General features: G+C 33.3%; 10 protein-coding genes, 1 tRNA gene and 1 pseudogene. 10 read left to right on the forward strand and 2 right to left on the reverse strand.

Translation table 11 applies throughout. The features are described 5' to 3' along the window. Positions 1-632 precede the first annotated feature (632 nt). From DRF57_RS13610 to DRF57_RS13645, 8 genes and pseudogenes are all read left to right on the forward strand, one after another. Positions 633-1598 carry an alpha/beta fold hydrolase gene (locus tag DRF57_RS13610; RefSeq protein WP_115919078.1) on the forward strand — a complete coding sequence of 322 codons (966 nt, stop codon included), beginning with the start codon at positions 633-635 and terminating at the stop codon, positions 1596-1598. A 115-nt stretch (positions 1599-1713) separates the two neighbouring features. Further along, positions 1714-2172, forward strand: coding sequence for a YdeI/OmpD-associated family protein (locus DRF57_RS13615; protein ID WP_273636139.1), 459 nt, complete (start codon positions 1714-1716; stop codon positions 2170-2172). Positions 2173-2895: 723 nt separating this feature from the next. Then, on the forward strand, positions 2896-3216 hold the full coding sequence (locus DRF57_RS13620) for a helix-turn-helix domain-containing protein (RefSeq protein WP_115919081.1): 321 nt from the start codon (positions 2896-2898) through the stop codon (positions 3214-3216). 218 nt (positions 3217-3434) lie between these two features. Beyond that, positions 3435-6995 (forward strand): TIR domain-containing protein, encoded by a 3561-nt coding sequence (locus DRF57_RS13625; protein WP_115919083.1) that lies wholly within the window; start codon positions 3435-3437, stop codon positions 6993-6995. Between the two features lie 21 nt (positions 6996-7016). After that, positions 7017-7310, forward strand: a pseudogene (locus DRF57_RS13630) (TIR domain-containing protein); the annotation flags it as partial. 112 nt (positions 7311-7422) lie between these two features. Further along, positions 7423-8883: an SIR2 family protein gene (locus DRF57_RS13635; RefSeq protein WP_115919087.1), complete on the forward strand. Its 1461-nt coding sequence runs from the start codon at positions 7423-7425 to the stop codon at positions 8881-8883. Between the two features lie 84 nt (positions 8884-8967). Next, complete coding sequence (locus DRF57_RS24220) at positions 8968-9165, forward strand: TIR domain-containing protein (RefSeq protein WP_206607193.1); 198 nt, start codon at positions 8968-8970, stop codon at positions 9163-9165. Between the two features lie 215 nt (positions 9166-9380). After that, positions 9381-10586 (forward strand): TIR domain-containing protein, encoded by a 1206-nt coding sequence (locus DRF57_RS13645; protein ID WP_157969893.1) that lies wholly within the window; start codon positions 9381-9383, stop codon positions 10584-10586. Positions 10587-10936: 350 nt separating this feature from the next. On the opposite strand, the gene DRF57_RS13650 is transcribed toward DRF57_RS13645, so the two are convergent. Next, positions 10937-11296, reverse strand: coding sequence for an Arm DNA-binding domain-containing protein (locus DRF57_RS13650; RefSeq protein ID WP_115919091.1), 360 nt, complete (start codon positions 11294-11296; stop codon positions 10937-10939). Positions 11297-11623: 327 nt separating this feature from the next. Continuing rightward, a tRNA-Ala gene (locus DRF57_RS13655) sits at positions 11624-11697 on the reverse strand. Between the two features lie 262 nt (positions 11698-11959). Between DRF57_RS13655 and DRF57_RS13660 the strand changes: the two genes are divergently transcribed. Together DRF57_RS13660 and DRF57_RS13665 are read left to right on the forward strand one after the other, a co-directional pair. Next, positions 11960-14971 (forward strand): ligand-binding sensor domain-containing protein, encoded by a 3012-nt coding sequence (locus tag DRF57_RS13660; protein WP_115919093.1) that lies wholly within the window; start codon positions 11960-11962, stop codon positions 14969-14971. Further along, positions 14964-15578: a response regulator transcription factor gene (locus tag DRF57_RS13665; RefSeq protein ID WP_115919095.1), complete on the forward strand. Its 615-nt coding sequence runs from the start codon at positions 14964-14966 to the stop codon at positions 15576-15578. The genes DRF57_RS13660 and DRF57_RS13665 overlap by 8 nt, the downstream gene beginning before the upstream one ends. Positions 15579-15786 lie beyond the last annotated feature (208 nt).

Here is a 15786-nt window from a genome sequence, read left to right on the forward strand (position 1 = left end):
AAAACTCCTTCTTAAAAATGTAAACGAATTATTTTATCGGACTGATTTTCATATTCTTCCATAATTTTTTTTGTGATTTATTTCCCGCAATATAACACCTTAGAAATTCACGGCAAAAGGAATTACATGAAACTTTAAAAAGTGTAGTAGTTCTACGATTCAATTAATTAGATAGATAATTAGAACAGATATATTGAATCTTACTAAGCTCCACTAATTTCTAGGGTAAGAACTCGTCTATTACTTTTCAAATTACCACGATTTCGGCACAAACTTTATAAGCTTATTTGAAAATTATACGATTGCAACTATAATTAAAAACAATAACTGTTACAGTATTTCCCCTAAAGAAGTCAATCCTATTGAACCAATTCTAGTTATAAAATACAATAGCAATGGAATAAAAGGGTTTACTTAGGCCAGGTTATTACATCTAACTTTGTCTTGAATCAATTTTTATACGTAAAAGTTGTTTTTAGAGATAACTGAACAGCTGCTATAATTAAACACAGAAACCAGTAGCTGTTTCAGTTTTTTGATCGTTATCACTAAAATACTTCTGGCTACTGACATGCTGCTGTCACTAATCAGATTTAAATTTGCTTCATAATAATTTATTAAGCAATAAAAACATGAGAAACACATCATCCAGTACAACATCCAATCAAATCGAATTTCCAAAACCTACCATGATTTCAGTTAACAGTGTTGTATTAGAAGTATTTGAAGCAGGAAAACAAAATTCAGGGAAACCGATCATTCTCTGTCATGGTTTTCCGGAACATGCATTTTCCTGGCGTTATCAAATACCAGCTCTTGTCGCAGCAGGTTATCATGTCATTGTCCCAAATCAACGTGGCTATGGTAACTCATCTTGCCCAACCGAAGTAACTGATTATGATATAGAGCACCTGACTGGTGACCTTATTGCGCTGCTCGATTATTACGGATACAAGAATGCCATCTTTGTCGGTCATGACTGGGGAGCTAATGTTGTGTGGAATCTGGCACTACTGTATCCTGAACGGGTCAATAAGATAATAAACTTAGCTCTGCCTTATCAGGAGCGCGGAGAGCAACCATGGATTGAATTTATGGAAACCCTATTTGGAGAAGACTTTTATTTTGTTCATTTCAATAAGCACGTGGGAATTGCAGATGCTATAATGAATGAAAACACATCCCGGTTCCTGCATAACATATTCCGCAAAGATATACCTCCCGCTCCACCTGCTCCGGGAATGCTAATGATCAATCTTGCAAGAGCAGAAAAACCTTTTGGGAAGCCCCTAATGGAAAACAGTGAACTATCCGTATTCGTGTCTGCCTTTGAATCATCCGGGTTTACCGGAGCTATAAATTGGTACAGAAACCTTGATAGAAACTGGCACCTTATGGCGAACGTAAAGCCAATCATTCATCAGCCGACTCTGATGATATATGGAGAACAGGATACGATTCCAAAGTCTGAAAACCTGAGAAGTATCGTTCCTAATCTGGACGTTGTCAGTCTGGATTGTGGTCACTGGATTCAGCAGGAAAAACCGGAAGAAACAAACGGATCAATTTTAAAATGGTTAGCACAGCAGAATGCATAACAAAGAAATAGATACATATTGTCCGCAAAGTCAAGCAGATTGGAGACAATGGTTAGAAAAAAACCATCAATCCAGCCAATCTGTTTGGCTTGTCTGTTATACAAAAAAGTCGAATGTGCCATCATTAAGTTGGAGTGAAGCCGTTGACGAAGCTCTTTGCTTCGGTTGGATTGACAGCACAAGGAAAAAGATTAACGACATCTCGTTTATGCAGTTTTTTGCCAAACGTAAACCTAAAAGCAACTGGTCAAAAATCAACAAAGAAAAAGTTCAACAGCTTATTGACAGCAAAAGAATGACAAAACAGGGCTACGAAAGTGTTGAGATTGCGAAACAGAACGGATATTGGACAATCTTGGATGAAATAGAAGAAGTGATAATTCCGAACGACTTAGAAATGGCATTCGAAAAACACAATGGCTCGAAAGATTATTTTCTAAGTTTGAGCAAATCAACAAAAAAAATAATATTGGCCTGGATTATCCTCGTCAGAAAACAGGAAACCAGACAAAAGCGCATAGAGGAAGTTGTAGAAAGTGCAGCACTGAATCTTAAACCGAAACATTTACGATAAAAAAGGCTCAAACAGGTAACTATAAAGTTTATAAAAGTCGAACTAAAGATCCTTTGAACCCAATCATTAAAGCAAATAATATATTGATAATAAATTAATTAAATCGGATTAAATTTTGTTTTTCAAAATTTATTAATTACCACGATTTTACCACAAACTTTATGAGCTTATTTGAAAATTATACGATTGCTAACATAAAAAAATCCTGCAAAAATGAATTTCGAAGGATTAATCAGACGGGACACGTCATTTTCCATTTCATAATGACAGGGCTGTACTCAGTATGATACTAAAAAAGAATGTCACACTTCTGTGTAGTTATGATGCATTAAATTTAAATTGAGCTTAATCTTTATTAAGTTTTATATCTGCACACACAAATCTATTATGTTAGGGTAAAGAATTTTGTGTTTTTATTAGCATTGAAAATTGAACCAATTGCTTAATTTGCGAATCGAAATATTTTTTTTTTCATCATTTGTGTTTTTTATCTCCGGGCCTTCCAGAGATTTTGTGTTTTGAGGAATGACAATTCATTGGGGAGAAAAATACTGTAGCTATTTCAGTCCATGTTATGGCCATAAGATCTGATTTATTTTTTCCTGTTTTCCAGTGCAGAGTTTTACTATGAATTCAACTTTCCTAAATTGGCCCCGTATCACCTTTTATGATAAACAGCAAAGTAATAATTTTGAGTATTACTAATCTGCTAGAAAAAATATTATGGCTTATACTGAGAGAATTATTGAACAGATAAAGCAGGGTACTGTTGATATTCCTGTGAATGGGATTGACGAACTTAGGAAGCCTTTCAAGATTTCATTATCAAAATTTAAGAGGGATTTCAAACTGGAGACTGGTACTACGGCACGGGATTATCTTATTGTAAAGAAGATTGAGCTTGCCCGCCGGTTTAAAGTTGAAGATCCCTTTCTAACAATTAGCGAAGTTGTACTCAAAATCGGTTGGGATCTCAGCGAACGGCAATTTGCGAACCTGTTCAGAGAAAAGTACGGTCTGACCTTTGGGGGAAAAGCCATCTGACCGCAAGATTTTCTTGGTCTTTCAGATTGTATTTCATAAGCTATATTAACATTTGTCGTTTCTCAATAAAAAATATTAAATTGTAGCTGAAAAAACTAATATGCCCTATTATGATTAAGCACACCAAATTCTATGGTGAACAATGATATCGAGCTTCCGACGCATGATGCCATCTACAAGCTATGCCATAATCAATAGCATATCAACTTAAGTAACCAATGAATATTGTAAAACGAAACCTATATGTATTAGGCAATCCTGGTCCAGGCAAGAATTTTATCAGAAAAGTATTTGAAGAAATCATGTTCTCAAGAAATCACTACCTTGACGATAGATATGTGGGATCTGATTGGACCATAAATACACATAATAATATAAGTATTGAGGTTGAAATAAAAGATTATACGCTTTCTAATTTTGCTTCTATAAAAATAGATAGTATTGTAATTTTTGTTCCAGATTCTATAGGGAAAGAATTCTGGAAGATTTCTGAAGATGAAATTAATTTTTTAAAAATTCTGTCGGATACATGTACAGTAATTTTTGTCTATCCACCTACTGCAGAGTCTAACCTAAGGAAAGGTAAAAGCCATTTGATGAATGTATTACCGTTTATTGAGTACTTCGTTTCTCTTCCACCTAGGCCAGCTCATGATGCATTTGAATATTTAAATGAGTTCAGTACTATAATAAGGCAGATTATCATCAATTCCCATCCAGATTCTCTGTTATATGCTAAAAAATTAATAAAGGAAAACTATGAAACACAAAATCCAATACTTGATTTGGGTAATTGCGGATTGACTAGTTTAAAGAATCTCAAGGAATTGTTTCAAAATGTACATCTGGAGGAATTAATATTGAGCAATGAGTGGGGCGAATATGATGGAACACATTTGAAGCATAGAACAAGTAATAATCATTTAGAACCCAATATTTTATTTGGTTTTCCAGAGGAAATAGGCAAGCTACAAAATCTTAAGGTTCTAATTGCGGGGGGTAACTGGAACGATCCAAAAAGGAATAGATCAAATTACTTTTCAAGGTGGTATATCAATGATATAACTCCATTGTCAAAGCTAAAAAAAATTATCGCTTTAAATTTGAGTAATAATGAAATACAAACGGCTCAACCGCTAGCGGACTTAATTAATTTAAAGTATTTACATATTAATAATAACCAAATTAAATATTTTCCGGAAATTACCTGTTTTCCAAAATTAACAATCCTCTATTTAAGTAATAATAGAATAGATAATCTTGACTTTTTAGTTGGAGAATCTGTTCTTTCATTAGTTGATCTTCACTCTAACCAGATTACAGATTTAAGCCCAATAATAGAATTAATAAGTAGACTTGATATTGTTGATTCGCAGTGGGAGAATAGCACTATCAGCATAGCCAATAATCCTTTGTCAATTCCGCCAGCAGAAGTTGTTTCTAAAGGTAAAAGCAATGTGCTGGCGTATTTTACACAACTTGAAGCAGAAAAAAATATCCAGCTTAATCCCTATCTAAATTCCGATATCAAACTTATTCTGGTGGGAAATAGTAATGTTGGTAAATCTACGTTTGTCGGTTGGCTAAAAACTAACAAAGTAGATAAAAATTTGGCTACCACTCATTGGTTAGATTTTGGGATCTGGAAAACCAGCATTAAAGGGAAAGATTATACCATTAGAGTTTTTGATTTTGGTGGACAGGAATATTATCACGAAACGCATCATCTATTTTTTACTAATAGAACAGCTTATGTATTACTTTGGGATCGGTCTTCCAACGATTTTGGTAAACAAGTAGTTAATCAAAGACAAAAAGGAGGTGAAGAACAGGAAGTGGAGATTGAAACCTTTCCGCTTGAATACTGGCTAGATTCTATAAGGTATCATACAAATAAAAAAAAGATAAATCAACCAAAGAATATAGTAACAAAAATTTTAGAAGAACGTAATGACCAATTTAAAGTAACCTATATGTTAAAAAAAAAATGGATTCCTGATAGTTCCAAAGTATTAATTGATATTATAGATGATGATTCGGAAATTTTGTATGAGGAAGAGGAAAACATCTTGGTTCTGCAAAACAAAGTTGATTCTCAAAAGGAAAAATTATTTATAAATGAAGAAAGCCTAAAAGGAACTTACCCCAAAATTTATGACTTTGATCAGATCTCACTTTTTTCAAATAAAGGTCTTACGCGTTCAAAAAATACTTTATTTGATATTTTTAACAGCCTTGAAATATTAAACAGTCAGTATCTAGGAACTTGGAACTATATTAAACAGAATATTGAAAATCAAAATTTTCAAGACAGTTTTTCTGATAGCGAATTCTGTGCTTACTGCAATTCAATTATAAAAGCACTTCCAGAATTAGTTGGAAGGTCTAAAAAACAAAAAGATAAGGTATTTTTTTCATTGGAGGATGCTAAAGTCTTTGCATCGTTTTTATCTGATATTGGCCTGTGCCTTTATTATCCTGAAAACGATCAGCTAAAAGATAGGATATTTTTAAATCAAGGGAAGATACTAAATGATTTAACGAAAATCCTACTTGAGATTGACAGGAACAATGGTGAAATAAGTAAAAATGCCATTGCAAAGACTTTAGGTGAAAGTCAATCTGCTAATGCAGTAAGTGAAGTTATTAAGCTAATGCTACATTTTAAGATTCTCTTTAAACATCCGATTTCCAGTAAAAAATCTTATATCGCCCCGCTTTACCTTCCGGATGAGCCTCCTAAAAGTATAAAATTATTTGAGGAATTATTTGAAAGACCTACGTACCGCTATAAATATAAAACGTTCATCCACAAAAGTATCATTTTGGATTTCTTTCATGAATATGGCGCAAAGACATTAAGTGAGACCAGTGATGATAGTTCGTTCTACTATTGGAAGAATGGAATATTGGTGAAAAATGAAAATTGCAAGGATATTATCATGGTAAAGTTTGTTCCGTGGAACAAAGATGATCAATGTGCGCTCCTTGACGTTTTTGCGCTAAAAGGTACAGGAGAAGAATTTGTCAACGAAATTGTAAAGTATATTGATTCGATCAATACAGGAATCAGGGTGACCAAATTAGTACCGGATGAAAAAGGTGAAAAATTTGTACCATTAGAAATTATTCATGAAAATGAAGAGCATCAAAATGCAGTTTTTCACTTTGAAAATAAATATTATAAATTACAATCTTTCAGAAAATACTTAAAATCTCCGTTAAGAATGAAAAAAATATTCATATCGTACTCCAAGCAGGATCTTACATTAGTTAACAAATTCATTGAACATCTTTCGGCATTGCAAAGAGATGGTAAAGTTTCGCACTGGTATTGCAGTGCACTTGAAGCAGGCTCTGCCTGGAATGAAGAAATCCAAAAACATTTCGAAGAATCAGACATTGTCTGTTTTATGGTTAGTCCAAATTTTATGAAAACGGAGTATATTCATGAGCATGAGATTAAGAAAGCTTTTGAACGGAAAAAAGCTGATCCAGGCTTTAAAATTATACCAATCATTCTGAACTTTTGTCGCTGGACAACAACGAACAATAATTTAGGGGATTATACTGCTTTACCCTATACCGCAAAACCGATTATGGATTTCCATAACCAAGATATGGGATGGTATATTACTGAAGCATGTTTAAGGATAATGATTGACCATGATCTTGACCCTAAAGGGGATGACTTTTATCAAGGACAAGCATTGCCAACAGATGTCTTGAAGATTTATGAGAGAATTGTTGGAGGAAAAATTGATAATAATACGCTTTAAGTTCAGCCTTATAAGCATGATGAAACGGAAATAATCAAACAAGTAATTACTTTATTGAATAAACTGGGGGTTGATGTCTACGTTGATTGGCTGGACAATGGAATGCCTCAAAATACAAATTGTTCAATCGCTACAAGGATTAAAGGTAAAATAAAACAGAACGATAAGTTTATTTTGTTGGCTACTGAAGCAGCCATTGTTTCTAAATGGTGCAACTGGGAGCTTGGATACGGAGGTGCACAGAAATACTTTAAAAATATAGTGGTTATGGCAATTACAAATAGTGAAAATAATAGTTTTAGCGGATCTGAATAACTTAGCATTTATACTATAATTACTTCAGAATACCTCTTTAGTACTGGGACTTATTATGTTGAATTTAACAACACAAAAATTAAACTTGCCGATTGGCTAAAACAAAAATAAAATGGAATTTACCTCTGAACAACGGACATTTATAAACACGTTTATAACAGAAATCAATAATGGTGATGCCGCAATATTTGCAGGTGCAGGTTTTTCTGCACCTGTCGGTTTCGTTAATTGGAAAGAACTTCTAAGAGACTTGGCCTGGGAACTGAAACTGGACATTAACAAAGAACACGACCTATTATCAATTGCACAGTATCATTTTAATAAGTTTAAGCGAGGAAAGATCAACAATAAAATAAAAAACGAATTTACCTCGCTTAAAGAAGGAAGCGAAAACCATAAAATACTTGCCAGAACGGAAATTGATACTTACTGGACTACAAACTATGACCAGCTTATTGAAAAGACTTTAGAGAGCGAAGGAAAAACAGTTGAGAAAAAAATAAGAAACGAAGATTTTTCAAGCAATATCAAAAGAAAGAACGCGATCGTTTATAAGATGCATGGAGATAAGGATTCTCCTGATGAAGCAGTCCTGATAAAAGACGACTACGAGACCTATAACGATAAAAAAGAATTGTTTTCTACCGCATTGAGGGGAGATTTATTATCTAAAACTTTCTTGTTTATAGGATTTAGTTTTGACGACCCAAATCTGGATTATATCCTTAGTAGGATCAAAATCCTACTAAAAGACGATACGCCGACTCATTACTGTTTTTTTAGGGAGATATCGGAACCCGACTTTAAAGATCCCGAAAAAACAGATGCGAAAAACAATGAGGATTACCTATATGCAAAGATCAAACAAGAACTGAAGGTAGAAGATCTGCGAAGATATGGTATTCATGCTGTGATGATTAAAGAATATCATTATATTACTTCGATACTGTCGGAAATTGAAAAAAGAATTAAAAGAAGAAATATTTTTATTTCGGGATCGGCCCATGAATATTCACCATTTTCTGAGGTGGAGGCTATAAAACTGCTTCATTCATTAAGCTACAAACTTGCCGAAAAACAGTATAAGATTATTTCAGGTTATGGTCTGGGAATTGGGAGCACAATCATTAATGGAGCATTGGATTTCAAACTAAAATCTAATTATAGAAACCTTGATGACTTGTTGCTTCTTCGTCCATTTCCACAATTGCCAACTGAAACACTTAGCCTTGAAGTACTGAGAACCACTTACCGAAATGAAATGATTTCAAACTCTGGAATTGCGATTTTTGTTTTTGGGAATAAACTTGACGGAACTGATGTAATAGATGCTGACGGAATGTGGGAGGAATTTGAAATATGTTTATCTAATGGTGTCGTTCCCATCCCTGTTGGTGTTACGGGCGGGGTATCTAAAAAATTATGGGATAAAGTGACAACTGACCTAAGCACATACTATCCTGATAATGCTGAGCTTTACAAAGCAATTGAGAAACTTGGAATAGTAGGTGCATCACAAGATGATATTATCAACAATACACTAAAAGCAGTTAATATCTTGCAAAAATTATAAATATGCTGAAGAGACAAATATTCTATTGTTTTCACTATGACAATGACGTATTTAGGGTTCAACAAATAAGAAATATAGGGGGCCATAGAGGAAAACAAACCGGTAACTCCCAACGAATGGAAACATATCAAGCGGAATGGCGACAGGTTCATTAAAAGCTGGATAGAAGAAAATTTACGATACAAAAGTTGCTTGGTCGTTTTAATTGGTTCTGAAACATACAACCGTAAGTGGGTTGATATGAAATTGAAAAGGTTTGGAGTGACGGTAAGGCGATTTTGACAATCCCAAGATGACGTGGAGTACCATTACTGCTATGGTAAAGAGAGTGATAAAAAAAGATCTTGATCCTAGTAAATCTGATTTGGTTGAACGTGAACTGGAAGAGGCGTTCGAAAGACAGGTTTAAGGGTTTACTAGATAATGGTACAAGATATACTGTTAATTAGAGACTGAGCAGATATAATTTTTTAGTAAATAATGCGTCAGTAAATCATGTGAATAAATTGAAAAAAAGTTGTACGCAGAACCCGTTTAACAAAAAAATAAATAATAATAATAATAATAATAATAATAATAATAATAATAAGTTGAAAGTATTCTTACAATATAGTTGGGACAACGAGCCGCACAAGGAATGGGTTCTGGAATTGGCAAACCGATTAACTTCGGACGGTGTTGATCTGTGTTTTGACCGTTATGATTTAAAAGTCGGATCAAATCATCACCATTTTATGGAAAAAATAGAATCATGTAAAAAGGTTATTCTGATAATGTCGAGCGGTTATAAAGTAAAGGCTGATACTAGGTCAGGCGGGATAGGTTATGAATATCAGATTATGTCGAATGAAATTGCAGCAGAGTTGTCTTCAAACGAGAAATTTATTCCGGTATTGAGAGACGGTGACGCTAAGAACTCAATACCAAGAGTCTTACAGCCATTAGTTTTTCTGGATATGCGGGAGGATAAATTATTCGAGCAGCGGTACCTTGAACTTTTACACTTAGTCTATGATGAGCCGATAATAAAGAAACCTAAACTTGGTACAAAACCAATATTTGATAAAGGATCTTTATTTAGCAAAATGCCATTATTGGTGAATAGAAAGGCTTTAGCGGACTCGCTTTTAAAAGAAAATCAGCTTAGGATTTCAAAAAAGGTACATGACATCGTTGCTAACTCAATTTATAGTCTAATGATAGAAATTGAAGATGGTATAGAAATAGATCGGGAAAAGGTTCTGGATGGTTTAGAAAACATCTACGAAAAATCCCGTGATATCGCATATGATAAATCGGATTTTGTGCAGCCGAAATTCCATGATACTTTGTCTGATTTGCTTACATCCTTTGCCAATGATAGTATTAAAATAATCCTAGTAGGCAACACAAAGCAAATTTGGGCAAATATAGATAAACAAAAGGAATATAAACTGAAAACCATCATGCAAGAACTAATGGTCAATATGCAAAAACATAGTGGTGCAACTCAGGTTTTATGGAGATTTACACGTTCTGGCAATCAGGTTGATGTTTTCTACCAAGATAATGGTGTTGGAATGGAAAAGGACCAGCTATTAGGAAATGGCTTGAAAAATGTGAAAAAGCTGGTTAAGGTTCTTAACGGTGAAATTGATTTTAGTGGAGGAAAAGATAATGGATTAACAATTCACATTTCTTTCTTAGTAATCATTAATGAATAAAAATAAATATTGGCTAGTGTAGTTTAACATCATTGTTTTGTAAATCAATAAATTAGAAATTTGATTTAGCGTAACCAATCTCATATAGCATTACAAAACTTGTAGTTTGGTTCCCAGAAAATTGGCAGGTGCAAACTCCTCCTTTTCCGCAATTGCGCTTTGAAGACAATAAAAATATTGTTGCAAAATCGTAGCAAACTAAGCCTAGACTATTACACAGAAGAACGGAAAAGTTCAAATGCCAGATTAACCAAAGGTCTTTTCCCCCCTAAAAGAAATCATCAAGATAAGTGAAGCTTTATTAACCGATTATAGGGAACTGCTGGATCAAAAAGAGAATTTCAATAATCTCATTTCAATATTGGACTACTTTTCAAATTCATGATGGCAGGAAGCAATGGAAATGACCTGGAGAATAAAGGAGATCTTTTAAGATCAAGGAACTCTTCAAGAACTTTATTACGCTTTATTGAACGACCATTTATAAAATTAATCAGGTCTACTGAAGAAACAGGAATTCCTTTGTTAAAAAGTTCTGTTTTATAACTGTTGACTTTGGTTGTCAATGATTCAAGGAAAGCGTTTAATGTCTTTACGTCTTCCTTGGTTCCAATTGCTTTACCTTCTTTCTGATCCCATCTATTGATATCCCATTGCCTTCTTGTTGAAGCTTCTTTAGGTATACCATCTACGGTAAACCTTACATACACTGTACGAACTGTTTTGTTTTTTTGTACTCTTTAAAAAATAAAAGAGGCTATAACTTGCTCTAACATAATCCAACATTTTAAATGTTTCTAAAAATCGAACTAAAGATGCTTTGAACCAAGTTGATAAAGACATTTATATACTAACAATCAAATTATTATAATTAAATCGTTACCATTTTTTATTAAAATTACCACGATTTTGCCACAAACTTTGTGAGCTTATTTGAAAATTATACGATTGCTAACATAAAAAAATCCTGCAAAAATGAATTTTGCAGGATTAATCAGCTTTTAGCGTATTTTGAAGACTTCTTCAATTACACGAAGTGGAGAATACGGGATTCGAACCCGTGACCTTTTGACTGCCAGTCAAACGCGCTAGCCAACTGCGCCAATCCCCCTTTTTTGAAGCGGTACAAAAGTAAGTATTTAAATGATACCTGCAAATAATTTTTGGAATATTTTTACAAACTTATGTTTTATCCAAATTACGCTTCTGTATATGATCTACAATTCAAACCATCCATCGCATTATCATTATAATGTTAAGTAAAGGCAATGTTATTATTCATGTATTTTTATCAATGATGGATAAAAAACCTTTTATTTTTGCTATTATTACATATTTGGTAATAACTTTGTGAAAAAATTAAACAAAAGTTTGTGAAAAAATATACTTCCGTTCTTCTTCTCTTTATTTTTTCTATTATTTACACTCAACACTATAGTATACAGTTATATAATACAGACAATGGTCTTCCACAGAACAGCGTAAAAGATATTATAAAAGACAAATACGGCTTTATATGGCTGACCACTGAAAACGGAATTGTGAGGTATGATGGCATGAAATTTTTGGTTTACAAGAATCTTCCATTAAACAGTCAGCGATTTATGTACTTCTACGGGCATCCCGAAAAAGACAGCATTTATACTACAGCAGATTACGGAAGAACAGTACTTATACACCGAAAGTCCCCTAAGGTCATCAACTCATTTAAAAAAAAATCAAATTTTATATTTAAAGACCACACCAATTACTTTTTATATGGGTCCAATTACAGCTATACTACATCCCCAGGCCTGAGTCTTTATTTTCAGCTTACAGATGGTACTTATTTTATAAAAGAAAATTCCCTGAAATACATTGATACTGTTTCTCAAAAAGAAAAGAATCTAGCTATTAAAACATTCTATAAGAACGCTGCCAGAATATTTGTAATCAATTCTTCAGTATTCTTTATTGACAATCAGGCAAAAAATATCCAGAAAATAGAAAAGGGAAAAGTTGTCGATTATTATAATGAACCTTTACTGACTGATATACATAGTAAAATCTACTGGAGCAGAATTAATAATCAGGTTTTTATAGTCAACAGGAACAGCATTTACAGGTGTCTCTATGAACAAAATAAATTCAACATATCAAAACTGGCGCAGCTAGACCATATTGCAGAAAATATAATAAGTGTATATTATGACAAATCTTACCATAAACTTTATCTCGGAAGCAGCACCAATGGTCTGCAGGTGATCAGCTTTCCGGATTTTACTACACTTCAGAGACATTCATCAAAGCCAGAGTCAGTTTTTTACGCCACCCTTCCCTACACTAAATCTTCAGTCATTACGACTTTTGGAGAGAGCTATGATCATAACGGGCTCGTTGAGAATAAAAGTTTTGAAAGCATCACCCCGTTCTTCATGGCTTATGACGAGAAGAAAAATCTTATTGCCCGCAAGGCAAATGACTTGGTCATATATCAGAAGAAAACATCTTTTAAGGAAATTATTTCAAAGAAAAATTTCATTTTGATAGACTTTTTTTTTGATGCCAACAGGTATTATGCCTTGGAACTACATCAAAAAAAGGATGGAACTACCGAATACAGTGGAAACCTATTGATTTATAAAGACCTGTCTTTCAAATCTGTACAAAAAAGATTTTTTTTTAATAATGAGCCTTCTAAATTCCTGAAGTTTGATGAGGATCACATTCTGGTAGGAACTATAAAGGGATTATATAAAGTATCGTTGAAAACAAATAAAATACTCAATTTAAATCCCGGTAATGAATTATCCATCCGCAGTATTATAAAATCAAAAGACGGTAATTTCTGGATAACCACTTTAGGAAAAGGGCTCTATCTACTGAAAAATAATCGTCTGATCAAAATGCCCTATGATACCAATAACACTATTTCTTCTTCCCATACCATTTTGGAAGATTCACACGGTTTTTTCTGGATTCCTACCAACAATGGGCTTTACAAGGTTCTTGAAAGCCAGCTGCTTCAATATGTTCAGAACAGACAATTCAAAGTTAATTATTATCGGTTTTCAAAAGATTCAGGCTTTAAAACCAACGAATTCAATGGAGGTAGTAATATCTGTGGTACCAGGCTACAAAATGGGGAATTTGTACTTCCTTCTTTAGATGGCTTGGTTTTCTTCGATCCGATGAAAATAAAAAGCTATTATCCGGAAAACATTTACATAGAAAGAGCTATTATTGACAACAAAGAACAATATTTCGATAAGGTACTGAATCTAAAACCGGAATGCAATCGTATTGATATTTTCATTGATATACCCTATTATTCAAACCCTGACAATCTAGTTGTAGAAGCAAAGCTTAGCGGAATACCTAATTCCCGATGGGAATCTATAGGAAAGGACGGAAAATTTTCCATTTCAAATCTTTCCTATGGAAATCATTCTTTTGTAGTAAGAATTCTGGTTTCCGACGATGGAAAATATATTTATAAAAAAATCAAAATTATCATTCCTCCCTATTTTTACCAGACGCTGTGGTTTAAATTATTTATTTCTTCCATCATACTGCTCTTATTATACATAGTGGTAAGGTGGAGAATACGTTTTCTGAAAAAGAAAAATCATGAACTGGAAGAAATAGTCAATTCCCGTACAAAAAGTCTTTCCGATACTGTTGAAAAGCTGAAGATTACAAAAATAAAGCTTCATAAAGAAATTGAACAGCAAAAAAAACTTATCGGAACTATTACCCACGATATTACAACCCCCGTGAAATTTATTGCACTTACAGCAAAAGAGGCCCTGAATCAGAATGAATTAAGCGGACAGCAAAGTGAAAAAATCCTGAATTCTATTTACAAGTCCTCGGATCAGTTATACAATTTCACCATTACCTTAAAAGAATATGCGGATATTTATACACACCACCGATCCAACAAAACAGAACTCTATTCCTTATATCATCTGATAGATGAAAAAAGGGTGCTTTTTAATGCCATAGCAGAAAACCATCATACTGTAATTATCAATAATGTAGACAAGGCGATACGGGCATGGATCAGTAAGAATATACTGTCTGCAATTATCCACAACCTTCTGGATAATTCTGTAAAATTCACTAAGAATGGTACCATCACCATAGATAGCAGTGTGGAAGGCGATACCATCATCCTATTGATAACAGATACGGGCATCGGAATGGATGAAAAGAAAATAGAATATTATACAAAACTTCAGGATAATATTGAAAACGAAAAATTATTACTTCAAAAATATGGAATGGGCCTTCACCTTGTCCTGCAACTGCTTCAAATGATCGAAGGAAAAATTGTATTCAAAAAAAATAAATTAAAAGGAACTTCATTTAAACTGATTTTAACAAATAAAAAAGATGATTAAGAATATTCTTATTGCTGATGATCACGACATTGTTCTGATAGGAACAAGCATGATTTTAGAATCAAGAATCCAGGATGTCGTAATAGACCAGGCTGAAGATTATCCGGAAGCTCTGGAAAAAATCTCCGGAAAGAAATATGATCTTGTTATTTTGGATATTAACATGCCGGAAAGCAAAAACAAAAAAATGATCTCCGAAATTAAAGCACTGGACCCCACCATAAAAATACTGATATTCTCTGCTTATGAAGAAGAGGTAGCGGTACAGTATATAAAAGCGGGCGCCAACGGATACATCAGTAAGCTAAGCAAATCTGAGGAAATCTCTGATGCTGTCAATAAAATATTTTCGGAAGGGTTTTACTATCCCCCGTCTATTGTACAGCAATTGCTTCAACAGTCTCCCTTAGATTCTATAAAAAATTTATCTGTGAGGGAATATGAGATTTTTATTTTAATGGTACAGGGTAACGGCAATTTAGAAATCTCGAATAAAATGAATATCCAGATGCCTACCATCAGTACCTATAAAAAAAGGATTCATATCAAACTTAAAACAAAAAATTTAGCAGACCTCATTAAGCTGTACCAAACCTATATAGCATGATTTACCTATAAATCATAATATGTAGAAAATTTTCTACAATATTCTTTATTTTTTTCTACGAAATGCATTATTTTTCGTAGAATTATTTCTATATTTTTACATTATCAATGAAATTAATTTAAAAATTAGCTCAAAAAATAACGAAATTCACAATACTGTAATCAACATTTAATCTAAAGTTAATATATCAGAGTAAAGTACTGTTAAT

Origin of the sequence: Chryseobacterium rhizosphaerae, assembly GCF_003385455.1 — a bacterium.
GTDB lineage: Bacteria > Bacteroidota > Bacteroidia > Flavobacteriales > Weeksellaceae > Chryseobacterium > Chryseobacterium rhizosphaerae.

What these genes read in the sequence shown, in the direction of transcription:
- DRF57_RS13610 (WP_115919078.1), top strand. Translation starts at nt 633, where the DNA reads ATGAGAAACACATCATCCAGTACAACATCCAATCAAATCGAATTTCCA.
- DRF57_RS13620 (WP_115919081.1), top strand. Translation starts at nt 2,896, where the DNA reads ATGGCTTATACTGAGAGAATTATTGAACAGATAAAGCAGGGTACTGTT.
- DRF57_RS13625 (WP_115919083.1), top strand. Translation starts at nt 3,435, where the DNA reads ATGAATATTGTAAAACGAAACCTATATGTATTAGGCAATCCTGGTCCA.
- DRF57_RS13635 (WP_115919087.1), top strand. Translation starts at nt 7,423, where the DNA reads ATGGAATTTACCTCTGAACAACGGACATTTATAAACACGTTTATAACA.
- DRF57_RS13665 (WP_115919095.1), top strand. Translation starts at nt 14,964, where the DNA reads ATGATTAAGAATATTCTTATTGCTGATGATCACGACATTGTTCTGATA.